This window comes from Achromobacter sp. D7-1, assembly GCF_059760445.1.
Genome location: NZ_JCBAMT010000044.1, coordinates 14,155 through 37,144 on the forward strand (window position 1 = coordinate 14,155; position 22,990 = coordinate 37,144).

A 22,990-nucleotide genomic window follows, 5' to 3' on the forward strand; every position below is an offset into this window, starting at 1 on the left:
CGCCGCGCCCGCTTGCGCGGGCTTGCTGCCCCCCAAGGGGCAGCGCTTGCCGGCAAAACGGCATGTGGCTGTGGCCGTGATGCTCGCGCTGGCCTTTCCCGCCCTGGGAACGGCCGCGCCTGCCACCTGCGACAAGCCGGTCTACCTGACTTTCGATACCGGCCACATGGGCGTGGCCCCGCTGATCGCCGACGTGCTGGCCCGCCACAACGTCAAGGTCACCTTCTTCCTGGCCAACGAGCGCACGCTGACCGACGGCTCCAGCCTGGATGACGTGTGGGCGCCGTGGTGGAAGGCGCGCGCGGCCGAAGGCCATGTCTTCGGTTCGCACACCTACGATCACGTCTATTGGCAGGCCGACCTGCCCGGCGGCAAGTTCCGCGTCAAGCCCAGCGCCGGTCCGGACGCGGGCAAGCGCGCCGAATGGACGCCCGAGCAGTATTGCGCCGAGATCAAGCGGTCCGTCACCCGTTTCCACCAGATGACGGGCAAGAACATGCTGCCGATCTACCGCGCGCCCGGCGGCAAGACCTCGCCCGCGCTGCTGAAGGCGGCCAAGGCCTGCGGCTTCGAGCACGTGGGCTGGGCGCCCGCCGGCTTCCTGGGCGATGAACTGCCCAGCGACAAATACCCCAACGTCCGCCTGCTGGACCAGGCGCTGCGCACCATCAAGCCCGGCGACATCCTGCTGGCCCACCTGGGCATCTGGTCGCGCCAGGACCCCTGGGCGCCGGCCGTGCTGGAGCCGCTGATTGTCGGTTTGCAGCGCAAGGGCTATTGTTTTGCTACTTTGGACACGCACCCGTCCTACCGCGACTGGATCGCTACTCATCATTGATCATGGATACGCTTAGTCAATTGTTCGGAGAGTGCCAGCAATGGCTCTTCGAAACGGCGATTCAGCCCGCGCTGTTCCACCTGGGCATGAGCAACTTCATCGAAGACGGCTACGACGCCACCATGTGGCTGCTGGTCGGCCTGCTGCAGATCGCGGTGCTGGTGCTGATATTCGGCCCCTTGCAGCGCCTGCGCCCCGTGGAGGCCGTGACCGACCGCCGCCAGATCGGCATCGACGTGCTGTACACGCTGATCCACCGCCTGGGCGCGTTCCGCCTGTTGCTGTTCTTTACCGTGGACCCGCTGTGGGACAGCGTGTTCGGGCAACTGCACGTCTGGGGCTTCGCGGCCTTCCAGCTGGACCAGTACTGGCCCGGCGTCACGGACAAGGCCTGGATCAGCCTGATCATCTACCTGCTGCTGTTCGACGCGGTGGACTACTTCTACCATCGCGCCCAGCATCGTTTCGGTTGGCTCTGGGCATTGCATGCGGTGCACCATAGCCAGCGCCAGATGACGATCTGGAGCGACGACCGCAACCATCTGCTGGACGACATGCTGCGCGACGTGCTGGTGGTATTCGTGTCGCAGCTGGTGGGCGTGCCGCCCGCGCAGTTCGTCATGGTGGTGGCCATCACCCAGCTGGCGCAGAGCTTCTCGCACGCCAACCTGCGCATGCATTTCGGCGCCATCGGCGAGCGCCTGCTGGTCAGCCCGCGCTTTCACCGCCATCACCACTCCATCGCCTACGACGCGTCTTCGCCAGGGCCGGTGGGCGGCTACAACTTCGGCGCGCTGTTCCCCATCTGGGACGTGCTGTTCCGCACCGCCCGCTTCGGCGTGGGCTACGGCCCTACCGGCATCCATGACCAGCAGGCGGAACTGGGCGGGCGCGATTACGGCCGCAGCTTCTGGTCGCAGCAGTGGCTGGGCTTGAAGCGCATGGTCGGCCGCGACCGCGAGCCTGCCGCCGCGCCACCGGCGCCGCCGGCTTCCGCGGAACGCGCCTGAGAACTGCCCCACGCGCTTTCCCGGTTGGAAACGCGCAAATAAAAACGAGCCCGGTAGGGCTCGTTTTTATTTGGGAGGATCGGTCTGGAAGCCCGTTTCAGGGCTGACCGTCGTGCGTGGTCTCCCGCTTGATCTCGCCGTGCCGGCGTTCCATTTCCTGGCGCAGTTCGCGGCGCAGGCGCGCGGCTTCCATGCGTTGCTTTTCTTCCAGGTTGCGCGGTTCCAGGGGCGGCACCGCGGTCGGCGCGCCCTGCTCATCCACAGCCACCATCGTGAAGTAACAGCTGTTGGTGTGGCGCACCAGCTTCTTGCGGATGTCCTCGGTGACGACCTTGATGCCGATTTCCATCGAGGTGCGGCCGGTGTAGTTCACGGCTGCCAGGAAGGTCACCAGTTCGCCCACGTGGATGGGTTCGCGGAACACTACCTGGTCCACGGACAGGGTCACCACATATTGGCCTGCGTACCGGCTGGCACAGGCGTAGGCCACCTGGTCCAGGTACTTGAGGATGGTTCCGCCGTGCACATTTCCCGAGAAATTCGCCATGTCCGGCGTCATCAGGATGGTCATCGACAGTTGGTGGCTAAAGGCTTCGTCCATGGCGGTCGTTCAATCTTGAATAAAACACCTATGGTAGCGGCAGGCGACGGTCATGGCTGGGTCTTTTCAGTGTTTTCCGCAGGCGCTTCCACCGATTCTTCGGGCGGGGCGTCGCGCAGCAGGGCGGGCGGCGTCCACAATCCATCCAGCAGCGCCGGCTCGGGCGCATAGACGCGCAGCAGCAGGCTTGCCGGCCCGGCGGCGGGCAGGGGCAGCCAGTTGGATTGCTCCTCGGGCGCGGGGGGCGCGTGGCTGATGCGCAGGTCCAGCGAACCGTCGGCGTTGTAGCGCAGGGGATCGCGGTCGCCCAGCGCGTAGCGGCTCAGCGGATTGGCAAACGGCATGCCTTGCGCATCGTAGGCCGCCAGTGACCAGAGCGCCGCGGCGGGCGGCAACTGGCCGCTCTCGAAATGCAGCGTGTAGCCGTGCGCGCCATCCAGCGGCGCGCCCTGGCTGTCGGCGGCCAGCAGCAGCACGCTCAGGTCTTCGGGCAGGCCCGCGCCCGGCTGCGCTTGCGCCGTCAGGGCGCGCCGCAGATAGGAATTGCCGTAGACGCCGAGGTTGGCGGTTTCCTGGTGCCAGCCGTTCACGCTGCGCACCGTGCCGCCGGCAGCGGCCGTCATCCGCTCGCGCGCCGTTCGCAGGCCGCGGCGCATGCCTTGTTTGGCGGGGTGGCCGAGTTGAGCGAAGTCGAACGGCCGGCCGGCGATGAGACCCGCACCGCGCAGCTTGGCCAGCATTGGCTGGTCGGTGGGATGCGGCGGATTCTTGCGCAGCAGCTCGGCCGCGTACTCGAAGTAGGCGTCGGTCGGCATGGATTCAACCTGCTCGCGCACGGGGATCCGCAGATTCAGGGAAGGATCGGATTTCACCCGCTGCGCCTGCGCGGGCAAATTCCATTGCGCCAGCGGCGTCAGCACGAAGCCGTCCTGCAAGCCGTGGACTGCGGGGTAGTCCGATGGCCCGCCCGTCTGGATCAGGTTCTTGGCCCAGATATGGGCGGTAGGCGCGTCGATGCGCGCCATGCCAGAGGGCAGCACGCCGTTCCAGCCCGGCGGCACGATCACGGTATTGCCCTTGGCCGTGCCGGTGCTGCGCTTGCCCAGCATGGCGAACACGTCGGTCCACATGTCCAGCAGCGTCAGCGTGTAGAGCCGGCCCTGGGTATCCGGCACTGACAGCACCACCGGCCCGGAAGTCAGGTCCAGCCAGGCGGCGCTGCGCAGCATGTCGGGATTGGCCCAGGGCGTTGCGGCGCCGGGCTGCGGCAGCGCGCGCCCGTGCAGGAAGGTATTGGCCGGGGCGCCTTCGGCGCCGCGCGACGGATGGGTGAACTGGCGGCGGGTCAGGTCCATCGTGACCAGCGGATAGAAGTAGAGATAGCCTTCCATCGCCGCCTGGTGGGCTGCTTCGGTGGCGGCGGCTGCCGGGGTTGGGGCGGCTGGCGCCGCCAGGACGGGCGCGGCTGGCGCCAGCGCGGCGACGGCGGCGAAAGACAGGGCCAGGGCAACAAGGCGGCGCATCGGCGCTCCTACGGACATGCGGGGGAAAAGAGGGAGAGCGGGCCGGCGCGGCGTCCCCGCAGCGGGAAGCTTGCCGGCCAGTCCAGGCAGCCGGGAATGGTAGCAGCCGCGGGATCATCCAAAATCTGCGAAAAAACCGGATTTGGCATCCAAATCTCAGACATAAGGACGGGCCAGTCTTAGGACTGATCTCATGGCGCGGCCGTCGCGCAAGGCCTATACTCGGGAAAATGTCCTTGGAAGTCGTAGGGCCTTTTCGCTTCGGCGGCCTTAAGGCTTTCTTCATTCACCAGGAGAGGAGTGTTTCATGGTCAACATGAATCGCCGCCAGTTCTTCAAGGTGACCGGTGCGACGCTGGCAGGCTCCAGCCTGGCTTTGCTGGGGGCTGCCCCCGGCACGGCCATGGCCGAAGTCCGCCAGTACAAGCTTGCGCGCATGACTGAAACGCGCAACACCTGTCCCTACTGTTCGGTCGCCTGTGGACTGCTGATGTACGGCTTGGGCGACGGCTCCAAGAACGCCCGTGCCAGCATCATGCACATCGAAGGCGACCCGGACCACCCCGTCAACCGCGGCACGCTCTGTCCGAAGGGCGCTGCCCTGATCGACTTCATCCACAGCCCCAACCGCCTGAAGTACCCGGAATACCGGGCGCCAGGTTCGGACAAGTGGGTACGGATGTCGTGGGACGACGCCCTGACTCGCATCACCAAGCTCATGAAGGCCGACCGCGACGCGAACTTCGTCGAGAAGACCGCGGATGGCAAAACCGTCAACCGGTGGCTGACCACCGGCATGCTGGCGGCCTCGGCAAGCAGCAACGAGGTCGGCTACATCACGCACAAGACCGTGCGCAGCATGGGGATACTGGCATTCGACAACCAAGCCCGTGTCTGACATGGCCCGACGGTGGCAGGTCTTGCCCCGACGTTTGGCCGTGGAGCGATGACGAACCATTGGGTCGACATCAAGAACGCGGACGTAGTACTGATCATGGGCGGCAATGCCGCCGAGGCCCACCCTTGCGGGTTCAAATGGGTCACGGAAGCAAAAGCCCATAACAAGGCGAAGCTGATCGTCGTGGATCCGCGCTTCACGCGCTCGGCATCCGTGGCGGACTTCTACGCGCCCATACGCACCGGCACCGACATCATTTTCCTGGGCGGCGTCATCAAGTATCTGCTGGATAAGGACAAGATCCAGCACGAGTACGTGCGCAACTACACGGACTTTTCCTTCATCGTGCGCGAAGACTTCGCGTTCGACGCAGGCCTGTATTCCGGCTACGACGCCGAAAAGCGCACCTACAACAAGGCCAGCTGGGACTACGAGCGCGGCGACGACGGCTACGTCAAGACCGATCCGACGCTGGCGCACCCGCGCAGCGTCTACCAGCTGCTGAAGAAGCACTATTCGCGCTACACCGAGGACATGGTCGAGCGCGTCTGCGGCACGCCCAAGGACAAGTTCCTGAAGGTGTGCGAGATGCTGGCTTCCACCGCCACCACCAACCGCGCCGCAACTATTCTCTACGCGCTGGGCTGGACGCAGCATTCCATCGGTTCGCAGATCATCCGTACCGGCGCGATGGTGCAGCTGCTGCTGGGCAACATCGGCATCGCCGGCGGCGGCATGAATGCGCTGCGCGGGCACTCGAACATCCAGGGTCTGACCGACCTGGGCCTGATGTCGAACCTGCTGCCCGGCTACATGACCTTGCCCAACGAGCCCGAACAGGACTACGGCAAGTACATCGAGTCGCGCACGCAGAAGCCCCTGCGGCCCAACCAGCTGAGCTACTGGCAGAACTACAGCAAGTTCCACGTGAGCCTGATGAAGGCCTGGTGGGGCAAGTCCGCCACGGCCGAAAACAACTGGGCGTTCGATTACCTGCCCAAGCTGGACAAGCTCTACGACATGCTGCAGGTCTACGAGCTCATGTTCCAGGGCAAGATGAACGGCTACCTTGCCCAGGGCTTCAATCCCCTGGCCGCCGCGCCCAACAAGGCCAAGCTGAATGCCGGCTTCGCCAAGCTGAAGTTCCTGGTCATCATGGACCCGCTGGTCACCGAGACCTCCGAGTTCTGGCGCAACGCGGGCGAAGCCAACGATGTGGATCCGTCCAAGATCCAGACCGAGGTCTTCCGCCTGCCGACCACCTGTTTTGCCGAGGAAGACGGCACGCTGGTGAACTCCGGCCGCTGGCTGCAATGGCACTGGAAGGGCGCCGAACCTCCGGGCGAGGCCAAGAGCGACATCGAGATCATGGCGCTGCTGTTCACGCGCCTGCGCAAGATGTACCAGGACGAGGGCGGCAAGTACCCCGACCCCATCGTCAACCTGTCCTGGCCGTACTCCAATCCGCAGAATCCCACTGCGGAAGAGTTGGCCAAGGAATACACGGGCAAGGCGCTAGTGGAACTGACGGATCCCAAGGACCCGTCCAAGGTGACGCGCAAGGCTGGCGAGCAACTGGCCGGCTTCGCGGAACTGCGCGACGATGGTTCCACCATCAGCGGCTGTTGGATCTTCGCCGGCGCCTGGGGCCCCGGCGGCAACCTGATGGCGCGGCGCGACAACAGCGATCCGACCGGCATAGGCCAGACCCTGAACTGGGCCTGGGCCTGGCCGGCCAATCGCCGCGTCCTGTACAACCGCGCGTCCTGTGACCTGACGGGCAAGCCGTTCGACCCGCGCCGCAGCCTTGTTTCGTGGAACGGCAAGTTCTGGACCGGCGCCGACATCCCCGACTTCAAGGGCGACGAGAACCCCGACGGCGGCATGGGTCCGTTCATCATGAATCCCGAGGGCGTGGCGCGCTTCTTCGCGCGGGCGGGCATGGCCGAAGGGCCGTTCCCCGAGCACTACGAACCCTTCGAGACGCCGCTGGGCTACAACCCGCTGTATCCGAAGGCCAAGGGGGTCACCAGCAATCCGGCCGCGCGGGTCTTCAAGGACGACCTGGCCGCGATGGGCACGGTGGACAAGTTCCCCTATGTGGCCACGACCTACCGCCTGACGGAGCACTTCCACTACTGGACCAAGCACGTGCGCATCAACGCGATCCTCCAGCCGGAGCAGTTCGTGGAGATCGGCGAGGCGCTGGCCAAGGAATTGGGCATCGCCAACGGTTCGCGCGTGAAGGTGTCGTCCAACCGCGGCTACATCAAGGCGGTCGCGCTGGTCACCAAGCGCCTGCGCGCGCTGACCGTCGAGGGCAAGACGGTGCATCACGTGGGCATCCCCATCCACTGGGGCTTCGTGGGCCTGGCCAAACCCGGCTTCCTCACCAACACCCTGACGCCGTTCGTGGGCGACGGGAATTCCCAGACGCCGGAATTCAAGTCGTTCCTGGTGCAGGTCGAGAAGGCTTAAGGAGACCGTCATGTCCATGCAATCCCTAGACATCAAGCGGCGCTCCGCCACCACCACGCCGCCGCCCGGCATCCGCGAGCCCATCACGGGCTCGGTGGCCAAGCTGATCGACGTCTCCAAGTGCATCGGCTGCAAAGCCTGCCAAAGCGCCTGTATGGAATGGAACGATCTGCGCGACGAGATCGGCACCAACGTCGGCGTCTACGACAATCCGGCCGACCTGACCGAGCATTCCTGGACGGTCATGCGCTTCTCCGAATACGAGAATCCGCAGGGCGACCTGGAATGGCTGATCCGCAAGGACGGCTGCATGCACTGCGAGGACCCAGGCTGCCTGAAGGCCTGTCCCTCGCCGGGCGCCATCATCCAGTACACCAACGGCATCGTGGATTTCCACGAAGAGAACTGCATCGGCTGCGGCTACTGCATCACCGGCTGTCCGTTCAACGTGCCGCGCATCTCCAAGAAGGACCACAAGGCGTACAAGTGCACCCTGTGTTCCGACCGCGTGGCCGTCGGCCAGGAACCGGCCTGCGTCAAGGCCTGTCCCACCGGCGCCATCGTCTTCGGCACCAAGGAAGACATGACGCAGCACGCCGAGGAACGGATCGTCGACCTCAAGTCGCGCGGCTTCGACAAGGCAGGCCTGTACGACCCGCAGGGCGTGGGCGGCACCCATGTCATGTATGTGCTGCATCATGCCGACCAGCCCGGGCTGTATCACGGGCTGCCCAAGGACCCGCAGATCAGTCCCATGGTTTCGCTATGGAAGGGCCTGTCCAAACCCGTGGGCGTGGCCGTGATGGCCCTGACCGCGTTGGCGGGCTTCTTCCATTACGCCCGCGTTGGCCGCAACGAGGTGTCCGAGGAAGACGAACGCCGTGCCGAAGAGGAGGTGCGCCATGAGTGAAGACCGCCACTACCGCCGCATCAAGCGCTATACGCCGGGCGAACGCACCAACCACTGGATCATCGCCTTCACGTTCATCCTGTTGGCGCTGTCCGGGCTGGCGCTGTTCCACCCGTCCATGTACTGGCTGAGCAACCTGTTCGGAGGCGGCCCCTGGACGCGCATCCTGCATCCCTTCATCGGGGTGGTGATGTTCGCCTGCTTCGTCGTGTTCGCCGGCCACATGTGGCGGCACAACCTCATGACGAAGGCCGACCGCCAGTGGATGCGGCAACTGAACGATGTGGTCGAGAACCGCGAGGAAAAGCTGCCCGAAGTCGGCAAGTACAACGCCGGCCAGAAGCTGCTGTTCTATATGCTGATCCTGTGCATGCTGGGCCTGTTCGTCAGCGGCATCGTGATCTGGCGCGAGTACTTCGCGTTCTATTTCCCGATCTGGGTCATCCGCGCCGCCTCGGTGCTGCATGCCGTCAGCGCGCTGGTGCTGATCTGCGCCATCATCGTGCACATCTACGCAGCCATCTGGGTCAAGGGCTCCTTGACCGCGATGCTGCGCGGGTACGTGACGGCGGGTTGGGCCTGGAAGCATCACCGCGCCTGGTTCCGCGAACAAATCCGAAAATAGAAAGGGAAGAAGGGCCCCCACGGCGCGCGCACTGCGTGCGTGCCGCTTGCTCTGCGGCAAATGGGGCCTTCTCCCGGCCCTCACATACCCGCCCAACGGCTGCTATCCTTCTCCTTGAAGGCTGGCAGCCGTGTTTTTTTATCTGGAGACGCAAGTGCAGCGAATTCTTCCGCGCGGCGAGATCGAAGCGCTAGACCACAACCGCATCCCCCGTGTCAGCCTGCCGGAACGCGGGTCGGTGTTCGCCACGCGCGCGGCCCGGCTGCGGCAGCTGGCGACGGACAGCCCGGTAGCCGACTACCTGCTGCTGATGGCGCATCTGGTCGACGCCCAGCACCGCGCCTTGCAGGATTGCGCGGCGCCCGAAGCGTCCGAAGAACGCATTTCGCTGGCGCAGGCGCATGGCATGCCGCCCCTGCAGGCGGTGGGCTGGCCGCGCGATCCCCTGTGGCGCGGCATACTGGGCCAACTGATAGACCACGTGGCCGGTGTCAAGGACGTGCCGGCCGAGGCCGTCGAGGTCTGCGCCACCTTGCGCCGCGCGCTGGCCGAGAACCCGGAGTCGCTGGAGGACCTGGCCGAAGCCGTGCTGTCCGAACAGGACCAGGGCGTCGACGGCGCCGTGGCACCCTTCGTGATGGCGGCCTTGCAGGTCTATTGGACCGACCTGGCCAGCCGTTTCGATGAAAAGCAACTGCCGGTGGCCAGTCCCTTCGGCGTCTGTCCGGTGTGCGCCAGCTTGCCGGTGGCCAGCGTGGTGCGCGTGGGCGGGCAGTTCGAAGGCTACCGCTACCTGTGCTGCAGCCTGTGCGCGACCCAATGGCACATGGTGCGGGTGAAGTGCTCGCACTGCGAAGACGTGGAGTCGGTGGCCTACCAGGCCATCGAAGGCCGCACGCCCGCCATCAAGGCCGAAACCTGCGACCACTGCCATACCTACCGCAAGATCTTCTACCAGGACAAGGACCTGCAGGTGGAGCCCGTGGCCGACGACCTGGCCAGCCTGATGCTGGACGTGCTGGTCGGCGAGGCCGGCTATTCGCGGGCCAGCGGCAATCCGCTGCTGTGGCACGGATCGGAGGAATAGCATGGCTGCGCATACGCCCGATGGCGGCGCGGCCGCGGTCTCCGACATTCCTTCCCTGGACCGGCTGCTGAACGCGCCGGGCATGCAAGCCGCGCTGGACCAGCATGGCAGGACCCAGGTGGTGGCGGCCCTGCGCCGCGACCTGGACGCGATGCGCGAACGCGCGCTGGCCGGCGGGCTGCCGCGCCAGGAACTCGATGCCGATGCCGTGGCGTCGCGCGTGGCCGCAGCCTTGGCCCGCGCCGCCGAGCCGAAGTTGCGTGCGGTGTACAACCTGACCGGCACCGTGCTGCACACCAATCTGGGCCGGGCGCTGCTGCCCGACGAGGCGGTGGCCTCGGTGCTGCGCGCGCTCACGACTCCCGCCAATCTGGAATTCGATCTGGACACCGGCGGACGCGGCGACCGCGACGACCTGATCGACGACCTGCTATGCGAACTGACGGGGGCCGAGGCCGCCACCGTCGTCAACAACAACGCCGCGGCCGTGCTGCTGATGTTGAACGCGCTGGCCGACCGGCGCGAAGTGGTGGTGTCGCGCGGCGAACTGGTCGAGATCGGCGGCGCGTTCCGCATCCCCGACATCATGAAGCGCGCCGGCGCCAAGCTGGTCGAAGTCGGCACCACCAACCGCACGCACGCCGCCGACTACGAAAACGCCATCGGCCCGCGCACGGCGATGCTGATGAAGGTGCATTGCAGCAACTATGCGGTCACCGGTTTCACCAAAAGCGTGAGCGTGGCCGAAGTGGCGGCCCTGGCGCATGCGCGCGGCCTGCCGGCCACCGTGGACCTGGGCAGCGGCACGCTGGTTGACCTGACGCAATTCGGTCTGCCCAAGGAAGACACCGTGCGCGAGACCATCGCGGCCGGCGCCGACCTGGTCACCTTCAGCGGCGACAAACTGCTGGGCGGTCCGCAGGCTGGCTTGCTGGTGGGCAGCAAGGATCTGATCCGCAAGATCAAGAAGAACCCGCTGAAGCGCGCCTTGCGCGTCAGCAAGCTGACCCTGGCGGCGCTGGAGCCGGTGCTGGGCCTGTATCGCGCGCCAGAATTCCTGGCCCAGCGACTGACCACGCTGCGCCTGCTGACCCGCCCGCAGCGCGACATCCAGCCGCAGGCCGAACGTCTGCGCGGCCCTCTGGCGCACGCGGCGGGCGAGCCGTACGCGGTCGAAGCCGTACCCATGTTCAGCCAGATCGGCAGCGGCGCCTTGCCGGTGGACCAGCTGCCCAGCTACGGCCTGGCCGTGCGCTACACCGGCAGCGGCCGCGCGGGACGCCATCTGGACAAGCTGGAGACGCGGCTGCGCCGCCTGCCCGTGCCCGTGATCGGCCGCATTGCCGACGACGCCTTGTGGCTGGACCTGCGCTGCCTGGAAGTGCGCGACGAAGCGGACTTTGCCGCGCAGCTGGCGCATCTGGCGGAGCAGGCATGATCATCGGCACCGCCGGCCATATCGACCATGGCAAGACCACGCTGGTGCGGGCGCTGACCGGCGTCGACACCGACAGGCTCAAGGAAGAGAAAGCGCGCGGGATTTCGATCGAGCTGGGCTACGCCTACACGCCCTTGCCCAACGGCGACGTGCTGGGCTTCATCGATGTGCCTGGCCACGAGAAGCTGGTGCACACCATGGCGGCCGGCGCCAGCGGCATCGATTTCGGCCTGCTGGTGGTGGCGGCGGACGACGGCGTCATGCCGCAGACGCGCGAGCACCTGGCCATCCTGGCCTTGCTGGGCGTGGCGCGCGGCGCGGTGGCGCTGACCAAGACCGACCGAGCCGACGCCGCGCGGCTGCAGGCGGTACGCGCCGAGATCGCGGAGCTTGCCGCTGGCACCTTTCTGCAGGACGCGCCGTTGTACGCCGTGTGCGCATCGCAATCTGGCGATGCGGGCGTGGCTGGACTGAAAGCGCACCTGGACGCCCAGGCGCAGACCATGCGCCGCCGTGATGACGCCGGCCTGTTCCGACTGGCCGTCGACCGGGTTTTCACCCTGGCCGGCCACGGCACGGTGGTGACGGGCACAGCCCATGCCGGGCTGGCCCGCGCCGGCGACGAAGCGGCCGATCTGCGGCTGATGCCTGCCGGCACGCGCGTGCGGGTGCGCAGCATCCACGCCCAGAACCAGCCCAGCGAGACCGGCGCGGCCGGCCAGCGCTGCGCCTTGAATCTTGCCGGCATGGACAAGAACGCCATAGCTCGCGGCGACTGGATCGCAGACGCGCGCTGCTTCCTGCCGTCGCGCCATGTCGATGTGGCGCTGACGCTGCTGGCATCTGCCGATGCGCCGGTGCGCGCCTGGGCGCCGCTGCATGTGCACATCGGCGCGGCGCGCCACGTCGCGCATGTGGTGCCGCTGAGCGCGGAGTCGTTGGCGCCGGGGCAGTCCGGCTGGGTGCAGCTGGTGTTCGACGAACCGGTCTGCGTCATGCCGGGCGACCGTTATATCGTGCGCAACGCGCAGGCCACGCGCACGGTGGGCGGCGGCCGGGTACTGGATCCGAACGCGCCAGACCGCAAGCGCCGTTCCGCCGCGCGCATGCAGTGGTTGCAGGCTCTGTCGTCCATGCTGGACGGCGCCGGCCTGCATCCGGTGCTGGAGCATGCCGCGCTGGGCCTGGACGAAGACGCCTTGCAGCGACTGACCGGCCGGCCCGTGGCTGAAATCCCCGCGCCGCATGGCGCGCTATGGCTGGAGGCGCGCACGCCGCAGGCGCCGCGTACCCTGATTCTTGCGGCCCATTGGGACGCAATGCGCGTCCGCGTGGAGCAGGCGCTGGTGGCGTTCCACCAAGGCGCGTCCGACGAGCCAGGGCCGGACGGCCCCCGCCTGCGCCGCATGGCCATGCCCGTCGGCCCGGATGCGCTGTGGCTGGCGGTGCTGGACGATCTGCAGCGCGACGGCCGCATCGTGCGCAACGGCCCCTGGCTGCATCTGCCCGGCCATACCGCGACCCTGGCGCCCGACGAGTCGGCGCTGGCTGAGCGCCTGCTGCCCCTGCTGGCGGCCGGCGCCTTCGACCCGCCCTGGGTGCGCGACCTGGCCCGTACGCTGGGCGAGCCCGAGGACCGCGTGCGGCAGCTGCTGCGCAAGCTCTTGCGGCGCGGCGAAGTGGCCCAGGTGGTGAAGGACTTGTTCTATCACCGCGATCAGGTGGCCGGGCTGGCGGCGCTGGCGCAGGGCCTGACGGCGCAGCCGGCAGGCTTGAACGCCGCAGCGTTCCGTGACGCCACCGGCCTGGGCAGGAAACGCGCGATCCAGATCCTGGAGTTCTTCGACCGCGTGGGCTACACCCGGCGGGTGCGCGATGCGCACGTGCTGCGCCAGGAAAGCGCCTACGGCAGCACGCGCCTGACGCAGTAACCGGTATCATGAGCGGCCACCATGGAAGGCATTCGTGCCCGGTGGCACGGCTGGGCTTCAAACCCAGTTGGGGACGTCAGACGTTCCCAGGTAGGTTCGACTCCTGCTGCCTTCCGCCATCCTTCGCGCGGCGCCCGCGCGCTAGGCCCGCAGCAGCCCCGTCACCACGCCGCCCACGCGGTCCGATTTCCAGTCCAGTTGCCCCAGGTGCCAATAGCGGACCGATCCGCCGCGATCCACCAGATAGTTCGCGGGCAGCCCGACCGCGTCCCATTGTTTCGACACCGTGCTGTTCCTGTCATGCAGCACGGTGCCGGCGACCGGCCACTTCGCCAGGAAAGTGCTGATCTTGGCCGCCGAATCGCCGACGTTCACCGCCACCAGGCGCAAGCCTTCCTCGCGATGGCGCTTGGCCATGGCGGACATGATGGGGATTTCGTCGCGGCAGGGCTCGCAAGAGGTGGCCCAGAAACTGACGATGAGCACATTGCCGCGCCAGGAGGAGAGCTTTTTCTCGCGGCCGGAGAGGTCGGGCAAGGCCAGGGGCGGCGTGGCCGTGGTCCAGGGAGCCCAGTCCGGACCGGTGGCCTTCTTGAGCGCATCGTCGCTGGCGGCCCGGACAAACCAGGGCAGGGCCGCCAGCGACAGGCCGGACTGCAGGAGTAGGCGGCGGCTGATCATGGCGGTCCCCTGGCTGGACTCAGATGGCAATCGGCTTGGCGCTGAGCTTGTAGCTGAAGCTGTCGGGATCCAGGCTGTCCAACCGGCCGGCCGCGGTTTCCCCGTTGGGATACATCAGGAAAGGCACGGGGCCATGGGCGGCGCCGGGCAGGACCACGTCGTGGCCATGGTTGTAGGCCACCCAGTTCATCTCCCAGGCGCCGAACAGCATGACGCGCGCGGCGCGCACCTTGGCGTTGGTCAGCGGCAGCTCGCCGGGAGGCTCTTCCAGCATGACCTTGCGCACGTCGGCCGGGTCCACGGGCACCCAGCCGTAGCCGGCGGCATAGAACTCGGCGCGGCAGTGCTGCGCCTTGGTGACGTCGCCCGCCTTGCCCAGGCTTTTGTAGCCGAACTCGGAGTCCGCCACGCGCAGGCCGTAGGCGTCGCGGGCGGGTATGCCGGCGGCGCGGGCCAGCGCGACGAACAGGGAGTTGATGTCGGCGCATTTGCCGTTCAGATCGTTGGCCGTGAGCATGTAGCGCACGTCGCCCACGCCGCAGCCCCGGGTGGACGCGGTCCTGCAGGTCTTCTCGACGACCCATTCGTAGATGGCGCGGGCCTGCGCCAGATCGCCGCGATGGCCGCGGGTGATCTGGTCGGCAGTGTTCTTGACGATGCCGTCGGTGGGCAGCAACGCGGTGGGCTGCAGGAATTCGCGCAGCGCCGCCGCGCTTTCCTGCGGGATGCCGGCAGCGGGAGGCTGGCTCAGGTCCACCCGCCGGTTGCGGGTCTGGAAGCGGCTGGTGACGGTGACCCTGCGTGGCGCTTGCGCATCCGGCCATTGCACGGCCAGCATCTGCACGCCATAGCCGGGCGCCTGCGTCAGCTGCGCACTGCCGCCGCCGCTGACCTGCCAGCTGCTTTGCGCGCCGCGCTGGTAGGCGGTGTCCGTGGCGTAGGGAACCGGAATCCAGATGCGCGCATGCGCGCCCGGGTCCTGCACGGTAATGTCGGTGGTCAGTTCGAAGGCGCGCCAGTCGGCGCTGACGGGGGCGAGATCCGCGCGCGCCGCCCTGGGCAGTGCCGCGCTGGCGGCGCACAGGGCGCCCGAGAAACGGAGAAAATGTCGGCGATCCATGTAGCCCTCACTCACGGTGAAGATTGGCTGTCGGTGCGCCCGGGGCCGGGCGGCCGTCCGTTGCTGCGTGCTGCCGGATCATCATAGGGCCAATCCCGGGGGCGGTGCTATCCTTTTCCACTGACCAATGGAGATTCAGATGACCACCCAGGATGTTGCCAGCGCGGCAGTGCCGCGATTGACTTCGCTTTCGCACGGGGGCGGCTGCGGCTGCAAGATCGCGCCCGGCGTGCTGTCCGAGCTGCTCAAGCGCTTCGGCCCGGCGGTCAGCTATCCCGATCTGCTGGTGGGCACCGAGACCGCCGACGACGCGGCGGTCTACCGGCTGAACGACGAGCAGGCGCTGATCGCCACCACCGACTTCTTCATGCCCATCGTCGATGATCCCTACGATTTCGGCCGCATCGCCGCGACCAACGCGCTGTCGGACGTCTATGCGATGGGCGGCACGCCCATCATGGCGTTGGCCATCGTGGGCATGCCGATCAACGTGCTGCCGCACAGCGTCATCGCCGACATCCTGCGCGGCGGCGAAGCGGTCTGCAAGGACGCTGGCATACCCGTGGCCGGCGGCCATAGCATCGATTCCGTCGAACCCATCTACGGGCTGGCGGCGATGGGCCTGGTGCATCCCGGCCGCATCAAGCGCAATGCCGATGCGCGCGCCGGCGACGTGCTGATCCTGGGCAAGGCGCTGGGCGTGGGCATCCTGTCGGCCGCGCTGAAGAAGAACCGCCTGGACGACGCCGGCTACCACGCCATGATCACCGAGACCACGCGCCTGAACCGGCCGGGTCCGGCGCTGGCCGCCATGGAAGGCGTGCACGCCATCACCGATGTGACCGGTTTCGGCCTGCTGGGACACACGCTGGAGATGGCGCGCGGCGCGCAACTGACCGCGCATGTGCGGCGCGATGCGCTGCCCTGGCTGCCCGGCGTGCAGGCGTTTGCCGCGGACGGCGTGATCACCGGCGCGTCCGGCCGCAACTGGGCCTCCTATGGCGCGTCCGTGCGTCTGGGCGAGGGCGTGAGCGACACCGAGCGCGCCTTGCTGACCGACCCGCAAACCGCGGGCGGCCTGCTGGTGGCGTGTACGCCGGATGCCGCGCAGGCGGTGCTGGACCTGTTCCGCCAGCACGGTTTTGAACAGGCGGCCGTCATCGGCGACATGCGCGCGGGCGAACCGGAAGTGCGCGTCGATTGAAGCCTTGGCTTCCCATGGGCTAGCGCGCCTGGCCTGTGCGGCCCAGCTCCTGCACCTGGTAGTTGATCTGCCAGTGCAGCAGCCGCGGATAGGCGTTCAGCCGTACCTGCTCCGCCCATTGCTCGGCCGTAGCGTCCTGTTCTGCCTCCAGCGCCAGTCCCGACGGACCTGCCCAGGGCAAGATGCGGCCGGGCTTGTCCGGCCGGAACGCCCCTTCATCCGTCAGCATCACGTGCCCGTTGTTGAAGCCGAAGCACCAGGCCGGGTCGGGCCGCGCGGCCAGCAGGTTGCAACCGCTGCGGAAGTAGGGGGTTTGCGGCAGGCTCAGGTGGTACAGCGTGGGCAGGATGTCCTTGTGGCTGCCCACGCGCGCCGGGTCGTAACGCGCCTGCGCTTGATAGGCCGGCGGCACGTACAGATAGAACGGCACGGCGCGCGCCAGCGCCGCGTCCTTCGGGTCCTGATAGTCGATGCCCAGGATGTTGTGGTCGCCGGTTACCGCGACGATGGTGCGTGACGCGTTGGCCGAGCCTTTCAGGCGCGTCAGGAAGCCGCCCAACTGGTCGTTGGCGTAGCGCAGCGTGTCGAAAGCGGCGGCCAGCGTATCCCAGCTTTTGAAATACGGCAGGCTGGCCACGTCATCCAGGGGCAGACCACCCCGCTGGCCGCCTTCCGGCACGATGAACGGGGGATGGTGGGTGGTGGACAAGGCCACGATGAATAGCGGCAGGCCATCCTCGGTGCCTTGCGCCAGCCGCTCCTCGATGTAGCGGAACATGTACTCGTCGGGCACGCCCCAGGTTCCGGCCCGTGCTTGGGGATAGCGTGCCCTGAGGGTTTGCTGGTCCACGAATTCGTGCGCGCCCAGCTTGGTGGCAAAGGTGCCAAGGTTGCGCCAGGTGGCCGCGCCGGACGTGACGAAGACGACCCGGTAGCCGCGTTGCAGAAAAGGCGTGAAGGCATTGCTGGCGAAGGGCGTATCCGCCGCCGACGATTGGCCGACGGCGGCAATCGGGCTGCGCACCAGCAGCAGGCTCAACGATTCGATGGTGCCGTTGCCTTCGGCCACGAAGCGCTCGAATATCCAGTCCTGGCGCCAGTGCGGCCGCAGCGCGCCGAGCAGGTCGCGGCCGGGACGGTCATAAGCGTTCAGATGCGCGCCCATGCTCTCCATGACCTGCAGCACCACGTGGGGCGGCCGCGCCGCCGCCGCCGGATTGGGGCCGGTTGCGGCCATGAAGGGCCGCAGGCCGTCGCCCGGCCAGCCCAGGAAGCGCTCGTAGAGCAGGCGTCCTTCGCGCGCGGTGACGGGTTCGAAGCGCTTGTCGTTGCCGCGATCCGACAGGGCCCAGGAAAAGGCCGATATGCCGTTGGGCGCAATGTCGTTGAGCAGGCGCAGCGACGAAATGCTGGTGTCGTCCTTGTTGAGCGGAAACCTGCCCAGCGAGCCTCTACAGGCCAGCACGGTGGCGGCGATGATCAGTACGAACCGGACCAGGCTGGGCGCGAATGGGCGACGCTTGAACCGCATGCGCTGCACCCGGCGGCGCCAGCGGCGGCCGAGCCACCAGGTGCCGGCCAGCACCGCCGCCAGCAGCAGGCCGGCCTGCGTCAGCGGATAGCCGTGCCACAGGGTCATCAGGATGGCGTGGGTGTCGTCGTCGACCAAACCGAACACGAAAATGTCGATCGAGCGCGAGAATGTGGCGAAGTAGAAGACGCTGACGATCGTGATGGCCGTGAACAGCATCGCCATGATCGCGCCCAGCCCCGGCAGACAGCGTTGCCAGCGCTGTTGCAAACCGGGTTTGGCGGCCGCCGCCATGGACAGCAGCAGCAGTGCCGCACAGGCGATGCTGGCGACCTTGATGTCGAACAGCAGCCCGGTCGTCAGGCTGCGCCGCACGTCCTGGGGCAGCGCGTCATAGGTCCCCGGCGCCGCATGGCGCAGCAGCAGGTAGCCGCGCCCGGCGCTTTGCGCGAGCACGCTGATCAGCCAGGGGGCCAGCAGGACCAGGCAGGAACGCTGAAAGTTGGCGAGCCAGTCTTGCCACCCCGACGCCGGACGGAAAAGCCTCATCAACATCTTGGGAGCAGGGTTACGGACACGCGCCGCAATCTACTGGAACAGCAGTCCCAAGTTATGAAGATCTGTATGGATTTTGTAGCGCGGCGTCCGGGGGGCGGGGGCGCCTACGCGGTCAGGTCGCGCGCGGTGGCTTGCGCCTGTTCCATCAGCCAGCGCGTGACGACGTCGGCGTCGGGCGTGGCGCGGCGCGTATTGCGCACCAGCCAGTAGGCGTGCTCGGTGGCGCTGGCGGCCTGGCCGCCGACGGCCTCCAGGCGCTGGTCCGCCAGCATCGGCGCGATCAGCGCCAGCCGTCCCAGCGCGATGCCGTGGCCCGCCAGTGCCGCGTGCACGATCTGGTCGTACTGGTTGAAGCGCAGCATGCCCCGGGCGGGTGCCCGGCCCAGCCCGCGCGCGTTCAGCCATTCCGACCATTGCAGCCAGGGGCGCGTCGGGTCGTCGAATTCCAGCAGCACGTGGCGCTGCAGTTCCTCGGCATCCAGCAGGCGGGCCTTGAGCGAGGGGTGGGCTACCGGCACCACCGCCTCGCCGAACAGCCAGGCCGCGTTGTCCGGCACGCCATCGCGCAGGCTGTAGCGGATGGCGATGTCCACGCTTTCGCGGTCGATGTCGATCAGCCGGTTGTCGGCCGCCACGCGCACGTCGATGTGCGGATACGCCGCCTGGAAGTCCCCCAGCCGCGGCAACAGCCACAGCGAGGCCACGCCTATGGTGGTGGTGACGGTGACGGGCGTGCGGCGTTCGGGCGCGCGCAGCTGCTCGGTCAGGTCGCCCAGCTGGCTCAGCCAGACGTCGGCCATGCGGAACAGCTGCGCGCCTTCGGAGGTGAACGACACGCTGCGGAATCCGCGCACCAGCAGCGGCACGCCCAGATGAGCCTCCAGCGCCCGGATCTGGCGGCTCACGGCCGACTGCGTCACATGCAGGTCCTGCGCGGCCAGCGTGATGCTCATGCGGCGGCCCACGGCCACGAAGCCTCGGACCAGATCAAGCGGCGGGAGTTTGGCCAGCGGATATGGCATTCATAAAACTCATGCGTATCGGACGGAAATGTCGCTTGAGCAATAGTACCTCCAGGGCGTCCAATAAGACTCAGACGACGGGTAAGGGGCGCAGAGCCCCGCAATCCGCCGCGATCGCCGCCGCCGCGGCCCAGGGGTACGCCATGATCCAGGTATGTTGCACTGCGGGAATGTCATTCCGTCTGGCCGGCGGCTCGACTATGCTGCTCAAACACGCTTCGGGCGTCCGCATCGTGTGTCACGCTGGCACCTTGTGGCTGTCCGAATACCAGCGCTTCGATGACAGCGTGCTTCAAGCCGGTGATTCCATCACCGTCGGCAGCGATCGCGATGTCGTTCTCAGCGGCCTGCCGGATGCGCAGGTCGCGCTAATTTCCCAGTAGCCTCGGAGCCCTAGTCATGACCGCGCCTCTGCCCGATACGCCCCGCATCGAGATGTGGTTCGATTTCGCCAGCCCGTATAGCTATCTGGCGATAGAGCGCATCGACGCCCTGGCGCAGGAGGCCGCGGTCCGGGTCGATCTGCGGCCCTTTCTGCTGGGCCCGATCTTCCAGGCGCAGGGCTGGAACGACACGCCGTTCCGGCTGTTCCCGGGCAAGGGTGCCTACATGATGCGCGATATCGCCCGCCTGGCCGAAAAGTACGGCCTGGTCTACAACCGTCCGCGCCTGTTTCCGCGCATGAGCGTGCTGCCCGCGCGCATTGCGCTGCTGGGCCAGGACGAGCCCTGGGGCCGCGATTTCTGCGTGGCGGTGTTTCGGGCCAACTTCCAGCGCGACCTGGACATCCAGTCCGAGGACGTGGTGCACGGACTGCTGACGGACCTGGGCCTGGACGCCGATGCCCTGATCGCCCGCGGCAAGTCCGAAGCCGCCAAGGAAGCGCTGCGCGGCCAGGTCGACCAGGCGCGCAACCTGGGCCTGTTCGGCGCGCCGACTTTTTTCGTGGATGGCGAGATGTTCTGGGGCAACGACCGCCTAGAAGATGCGCTGGAATGGACCCGCCGCGCGGCGCCCGCCAGCGCCTGGACCTCGTCCGCCGCGCGCCCCTGAGCCGCTGCCCGCGCAAGTTTTTTCCTCACACCTCTTTCAGCAATGAAAAACGCCAGCAGTGCCTATCGCGGCGCGCCCATGCCGGGCGGCCGTTCGTTCACGCAATTCCGCGCCGCGCGCATCCGGCGCGTGTCGTTCCAGTGGAAACAGGCTGTCGATGCCGGCACGCCGGACAAGGGCAGTCCGCATAGAGGCTCGCGGGGCCGCTAGGGCCTCGCGCGCAATCTGCTCAGGGGGTGCAGCTAGCCCCTGCTGACGGGCGCCACCCGCGCCCATTCCTCGTCCGAGTACAGCCGCGAACGCAGCAGGAAGCGTTTGCCTTCCGCGCTGTCCAGCGAGAAGGCGCCACCCCGGCCGGGCACGGCGTCGATGATGAGCTGGGTGTGCTCCCAATAGGCGAACTGGTCCTCGCCCATGTAGAACGGGCAGCCCTCCAATTCGCCCAGCAGCACGTCCGAACCGCCCACCATGAATTCGCCCTGCGCGTAGCACATGGGCGAACTGCCGTCGCAGCAGCCGCCGGATTGGTGGAACATCAGCGGGCCATGCTTGGCGCGCAGGGTCTCGATCAGGCTGCGCGCCTCGTCGGTGGCGACCACGCGCGGCGTTTGCTCTGCCATGTCAGGCTCCTTTGAGGCGCGCCGGGCCTCGCGGCCCGGCGCCGGAACACAAGCAGGTCAGAAGAAACCCAGCTTCTTCGGCGAGTAGCTCACCAGCAGGTTCTTGGTCTGCTGATAGTGGTTGAGCATCATCTTGTGGTTCTCGCGCCCGATGCCGGATTGCTTGTAGCCGCCGAATGCCGCATGCGCCGGATAGGCGTGATAGCAGTTGGTCCATACGCGGCCCGCCTTGATCGCGCGTCCCATGCGGTAGCAGGTGTTGGCGTCGCGCGACCACACGCCCGCGCCCAGGCCGTAGAGCGTGTCGTTGGCCAGGGCCAGCGCGTCGTCGGCGTCCTTGAAGGTCGTCACGGCCACCACCGGCCCGAAGATTTCCTCCTGGAAAACGCGCATCTTGTTGTGGCCCTTGAACACCGTGGGCTGCACGTAATAGCCGCCCTCCAGCGCGCCCTGCATCTGCGCGCGCGAGCCGCCGGCCAGCACGTCGGCGCCTTCCTGCTTGCCGATGTCCAGGTACGACAGGATTTTCTCCAGCTGTTCGGTGGAAGCCTGTGCGCCCAGCATGGTGTCCGCGTCCAGCGGATTGCCCTGCTTGATCTCGGCCACGCGCTTCAGGGCGCGCTCCATGAACTTGTCGTACAGGGACTCCTGGATCAGCGCGCGGCTGGGGCAGGTGCAGACCTCGCCCTGGTTCAGCGCGAACATGACGAAGCCTTCGACCGCCTTGTCGAGGAAATCATCGTCCTGTGCGGCGACGTCGGCGAAGAAGATGTTGGGCGACTTGCCGCCCAGCTCCAGCGTCACCGGAATGATGTTCTGCGAGGCGTACTGCATGATGAGGCGGCCGGTGGTGGTCTCGCCGGTGAAGGCGATCTTGGCGATGCGCTTGTTCGAGGCCAGCGGCTTGCCGGCTTCCAGGCCGAAGCCCGTGACCACGTTGATCACGCCCGGGGGCAGGATGTCGCCGATCAGTTCCATCAGCAGCAGGATGCCCAGCGGCGTCTGCTCGGCGGGCTTGAGCACCACGCAGTTGCCCGCGGCCAGGGCCGGCGCCAGCTTCCATGCCGCCATCAGGATGGGGAAGTTCCACGGAATGATCTGGCCGACCACGCCCAGCGGTTCATTGAAGTGGTAGGCCACCGTGTCGCTGTCGATCTCGGACAGCCCGCCTTCCTGGCTGCGGATGCAAGAAGCGAAATAGCGGAAGTGGTCGATCGCCAGCGGAATGTCGGCGGCGCGCGCTTCGCGGATGGGTTTGCCGTTGTCCCAGGTTTCGGCCGTGGCCAGGCGCTCCAGGTTCGCCTCCATCACATCGGCGATCTGCATCAGCATGTGGGCGCGCTGCGCGGCCGGGGTTGCACCCCATTTAGGCGCGGCGCGGTGCGCGGCGTCCAGCGCCAGTTCGATGTCGCGTTCCTTCGAGCGCGCATTGCGCGTCAGCACCTGGCCCGTGACCGGCGTGACGTTGTCGAAGTATTCGCCGTCGGCGGGCTTCTGCCACTTGCCGTCGATGAAGTTGTCGTACTGGGTCTTCAGGTCCAGGCGCGTGCCGTAGGAGTCGGGGGTGATGCGGGTCGCGATGTCCATGCTTGTCTCCGGTATTGTGGGATAGCGGCAGTCGGCTGCCTGTCCTGTATCAAGCAAGGAGCGTGCCAGTCGGGGCTTCCCCGCTGGACAGCCCGCGGCTTGCATGCGAAAGTAGGTTTCAGAACGGGCAATAGGCAGCAGAGCCCCTCGAGGGCCGGCCCGCCGCCGGGCCGTCCCAAGGCGGGCCAGCCCCCTGGGGGGCAGCAAGCCCGCGCAGCGGGTGCGGCGTGGGAGCCTTCCCTGTCGCTTTTTGCGACATCGTCGCGGAACAGGTG

20 protein-coding genes and 1 tRNA gene are annotated in these 22,990 nt (G+C 67.2%); 13 read left to right on the forward strand and 8 right to left on the reverse strand.

What is annotated here, in order from left to right:
* Window positions 1-79: 79 nt before the first annotated feature.
* Together AC6LKD_RS18875 and AC6LKD_RS18880 are read left to right on the forward strand one after the other, a co-directional pair.
* Entirely contained in the window at window positions 80-838 is a 759-nt protein-coding gene (locus AC6LKD_RS18875; protein ID WP_498117101.1) for a polysaccharide deacetylase family protein, read from the forward strand.
* Window positions 839-840: 2 nt separating this feature from the next.
* The gene (locus tag AC6LKD_RS18880; protein ID WP_498117079.1) at window positions 841-1,848 is read left to right on the forward strand and encodes a sterol desaturase family protein; all 1,008 of its coding nucleotides are present in this window, start codon (window positions 841-843) and stop codon (window positions 1,846-1,848) included.
* A 97-nt stretch (window positions 1,849-1,945) separates the two neighbouring features.
* Here AC6LKD_RS18880 and AC6LKD_RS18885 read toward each other — a convergent pair whose 3' ends face one another.
* Both AC6LKD_RS18885 and AC6LKD_RS18890 read right to left on the reverse strand, forming a co-directional pair.
* Complete coding sequence (locus tag AC6LKD_RS18885; protein ID WP_013391074.1) at window positions 1,946-2,449, reverse strand: acyl-CoA thioesterase; 504 nt, start codon at window positions 2,447-2,449, stop codon at window positions 1,946-1,948.
* Between the two features lie 50 nt (window positions 2,450-2,499).
* Window positions 2,500-3,972, reverse strand: a complete 1,473-nt coding sequence (locus AC6LKD_RS18890; RefSeq protein ID WP_498117080.1) for a DUF1254 domain-containing protein — start codon at window positions 3,970-3,972, stop codon at window positions 2,500-2,502.
* A 307-nt stretch (window positions 3,973-4,279) separates the two neighbouring features.
* Here AC6LKD_RS18890 and fdnG point away from each other — a divergent pair, with 307 nt between their 5' ends.
* From fdnG to AC6LKD_RS18925, 7 genes are all read left to right on the forward strand, one after another.
* Window positions 4,280-7,348, forward strand: a complete 3,069-nt coding sequence (gene fdnG, locus AC6LKD_RS18895; RefSeq protein ID WP_498117081.1) for a formate dehydrogenase-N subunit alpha — start codon at window positions 4,280-4,282, stop codon at window positions 7,346-7,348.
* Window positions 7,349-7,358: 10 nt separating this feature from the next.
* Window positions 7,359-8,258, forward strand: coding sequence for a formate dehydrogenase subunit beta (gene fdxH, locus AC6LKD_RS18900; protein ID WP_013391078.1), 900 nt, complete (start codon window positions 7,359-7,361; stop codon window positions 8,256-8,258).
* A complete protein-coding gene (locus AC6LKD_RS18905; protein WP_498117082.1) occupies window positions 8,251-8,883 on the forward strand; it encodes a formate dehydrogenase subunit gamma in 633 nt (210 codons plus the stop codon). Before fdxH ends, AC6LKD_RS18905 begins: the two co-directional genes overlap by 8 nt.
* Before the next feature lie 154 nt (window positions 8,884-9,037).
* Window positions 9,038-9,970 (forward strand): formate dehydrogenase accessory protein FdhE, encoded by a 933-nt coding sequence (fdhE, locus tag AC6LKD_RS18910; protein WP_498117083.1) that lies wholly within the window; start codon window positions 9,038-9,040, stop codon window positions 9,968-9,970.
* A 1-nt stretch (window position 9,971) separates the two neighbouring features.
* Window positions 9,972-11,408: an L-seryl-tRNA(Sec) selenium transferase gene (gene selA / locus AC6LKD_RS18915; RefSeq protein ID WP_498117084.1), complete on the forward strand. Its 1,437-nt coding sequence runs from the start codon at window positions 9,972-9,974 to the stop codon at window positions 11,406-11,408.
* Complete coding sequence (gene selB / locus AC6LKD_RS18920) at window positions 11,405-13,339, forward strand: selenocysteine-specific translation elongation factor (protein ID WP_498117085.1); 1,935 nt, start codon at window positions 11,405-11,407, stop codon at window positions 13,337-13,339. Before selA ends, selB begins: the two co-directional genes overlap by 4 nt.
* A gap of 23 nt (window positions 13,340-13,362) precedes the next feature.
* Window positions 13,363-13,458: transfer RNA gene (locus AC6LKD_RS18925), tRNA-Sec, on the forward strand.
* A gap of 22 nt (window positions 13,459-13,480) precedes the next feature.
* Here the strand turns inward: AC6LKD_RS18925 and AC6LKD_RS18930 are convergent.
* Window positions 13,481-14,020 (reverse strand): TlpA disulfide reductase family protein, encoded by a 540-nt coding sequence (locus tag AC6LKD_RS18930; protein ID WP_498117086.1) that lies wholly within the window; start codon window positions 14,018-14,020, stop codon window positions 13,481-13,483.
* Window positions 14,021-14,039: 19 nt separating this feature from the next.
* Window positions 14,040-15,140 (reverse strand): transglutaminase-like domain-containing protein, encoded by a 1,101-nt coding sequence (locus tag AC6LKD_RS18935; RefSeq protein ID WP_498117087.1) that lies wholly within the window; start codon window positions 15,138-15,140, stop codon window positions 14,040-14,042.
* Between the two features lie 139 nt (window positions 15,141-15,279).
* On the opposite strand from AC6LKD_RS18935, the gene selD reads away from it, so the two are divergent.
* On the forward strand, window positions 15,280-16,344 hold the full coding sequence (gene selD, locus AC6LKD_RS18940) for a selenide, water dikinase SelD (protein WP_498117088.1): 1,065 nt from the start codon (window positions 15,280-15,282) through the stop codon (window positions 16,342-16,344).
* A 19-nt stretch (window positions 16,345-16,363) separates the two neighbouring features.
* Here the strand turns inward: selD and AC6LKD_RS18945 are convergent, their stop codons facing one another.
* Window positions 16,364-18,424, reverse strand: a complete 2,061-nt coding sequence (locus AC6LKD_RS18945; protein WP_498117089.1) for an LTA synthase family protein — start codon at window positions 18,422-18,424, stop codon at window positions 16,364-16,366.
* 113 nt (window positions 18,425-18,537) lie between these two features.
* Window positions 18,538-19,455: a LysR substrate-binding domain-containing protein gene (locus AC6LKD_RS18950; RefSeq protein ID WP_498117091.1), complete on the reverse strand. Its 918-nt coding sequence runs from the start codon at window positions 19,453-19,455 to the stop codon at window positions 18,538-18,540.
* Window positions 19,456-19,490: 35 nt separating this feature from the next.
* Here AC6LKD_RS18950 and AC6LKD_RS18955 point away from each other — a divergent pair, with 35 nt between their 5' ends.
* From AC6LKD_RS18955 to AC6LKD_RS18965, 3 genes are read left to right on the forward strand one after another with little or no spacing between them, the layout of a single operon-like run.
* On the forward strand, window positions 19,491-19,838 hold the full coding sequence (locus tag AC6LKD_RS18955) for a DUF2917 domain-containing protein (protein ID WP_498117092.1): 348 nt from the start codon (window positions 19,491-19,493) through the stop codon (window positions 19,836-19,838).
* Window positions 19,839-19,854: 16 nt separating this feature from the next.
* Window positions 19,855-20,508: a 2-hydroxychromene-2-carboxylate isomerase gene (locus tag AC6LKD_RS18960; RefSeq protein ID WP_498117093.1), complete on the forward strand. Its 654-nt coding sequence runs from the start codon at window positions 19,855-19,857 to the stop codon at window positions 20,506-20,508.
* Between the two features lie 42 nt (window positions 20,509-20,550).
* Window positions 20,551-20,718: a hypothetical protein gene (locus tag AC6LKD_RS18965; RefSeq protein WP_013391090.1), complete on the forward strand. Its 168-nt coding sequence runs from the start codon at window positions 20,551-20,553 to the stop codon at window positions 20,716-20,718.
* A gap of 32 nt (window positions 20,719-20,750) precedes the next feature.
* Here AC6LKD_RS18965 and AC6LKD_RS18970 read toward each other — a convergent pair whose 3' ends face one another.
* Both AC6LKD_RS18970 and adh read right to left on the reverse strand, forming a co-directional pair.
* Window positions 20,751-21,128 carry a DUF779 domain-containing protein gene (locus tag AC6LKD_RS18970; protein ID WP_042795603.1) on the reverse strand — a complete coding sequence of 126 codons (378 nt, stop codon included), beginning with the start codon at window positions 21,126-21,128 and terminating at the stop codon, window positions 20,751-20,753.
* Between the two features lie 57 nt (window positions 21,129-21,185).
* On the reverse strand, window positions 21,186-22,715 hold the full coding sequence (adh, locus tag AC6LKD_RS18975; protein WP_332014785.1) for an aldehyde dehydrogenase: 1,530 nt from the start codon (window positions 22,713-22,715) through the stop codon (window positions 21,186-21,188).
* Window positions 22,716-22,990: the final 275 nt, after the last annotated feature.

Coding starts and splice junctions, on each gene's coding strand:
- AC6LKD_RS18970 (WP_042795603.1), bottom strand. CDS start 21,128: ATGGCAGAGCAAACGCCGCGCGTGGTCGCCACCGACGAGGCGCGCAGC.
- selA (WP_498117084.1), top strand. CDS start 9,972: ATGGCTGCGCATACGCCCGATGGCGGCGCGGCCGCGGTCTCCGACATT.
- selD (WP_498117088.1), top strand. CDS start 15,280: ATGACCACCCAGGATGTTGCCAGCGCGGCAGTGCCGCGATTGACTTCG.
- AC6LKD_RS18960 (WP_498117093.1), top strand. CDS start 19,855: ATGACCGCGCCTCTGCCCGATACGCCCCGCATCGAGATGTGGTTCGAT.
- AC6LKD_RS18890 (WP_498117080.1), bottom strand. CDS start 3,972: ATGCGCCGCCTTGTTGCCCTGGCCCTGTCTTTCGCCGCCGTCGCCGCG.
- adh (WP_332014785.1), bottom strand. CDS start 22,715: ATGGACATCGCGACCCGCATCACCCCCGACTCCTACGGCACGCGCCTG.
- AC6LKD_RS18885 (WP_013391074.1), bottom strand. CDS start 2,449: ATGGACGAAGCCTTTAGCCACCAACTGTCGATGACCATCCTGATGACG.
- AC6LKD_RS18930 (WP_498117086.1), bottom strand. CDS start 14,020: ATGATCAGCCGCCGCCTACTCCTGCAGTCCGGCCTGTCGCTGGCGGCC.
- AC6LKD_RS18950 (WP_498117091.1), bottom strand. CDS start 19,455: ATGCCATATCCGCTGGCCAAACTCCCGCCGCTTGATCTGGTCCGAGGC.
- AC6LKD_RS18905 (WP_498117082.1), top strand. CDS start 8,251: ATGAGTGAAGACCGCCACTACCGCCGCATCAAGCGCTATACGCCGGGC.
- AC6LKD_RS18945 (WP_498117089.1), bottom strand. CDS start 18,424: ATGAGGCTTTTCCGTCCGGCGTCGGGGTGGCAAGACTGGCTCGCCAAC.
- AC6LKD_RS18875 (WP_498117101.1), top strand. CDS start 80: ATGCTCGCGCTGGCCTTTCCCGCCCTGGGAACGGCCGCGCCTGCCACC.
- AC6LKD_RS18965 (WP_013391090.1), top strand. CDS start 20,551: ATGAAAAACGCCAGCAGTGCCTATCGCGGCGCGCCCATGCCGGGCGGC.
- fdxH (WP_013391078.1), top strand. CDS start 7,359: ATGTCCATGCAATCCCTAGACATCAAGCGGCGCTCCGCCACCACCACG.
- AC6LKD_RS18935 (WP_498117087.1), bottom strand. CDS start 15,140: ATGGATCGCCGACATTTTCTCCGTTTCTCGGGCGCCCTGTGCGCCGCC.
- selB (WP_498117085.1), top strand. CDS start 11,405: ATGATCATCGGCACCGCCGGCCATATCGACCATGGCAAGACCACGCTG.
- AC6LKD_RS18880 (WP_498117079.1), top strand. CDS start 841: ATGGATACGCTTAGTCAATTGTTCGGAGAGTGCCAGCAATGGCTCTTC.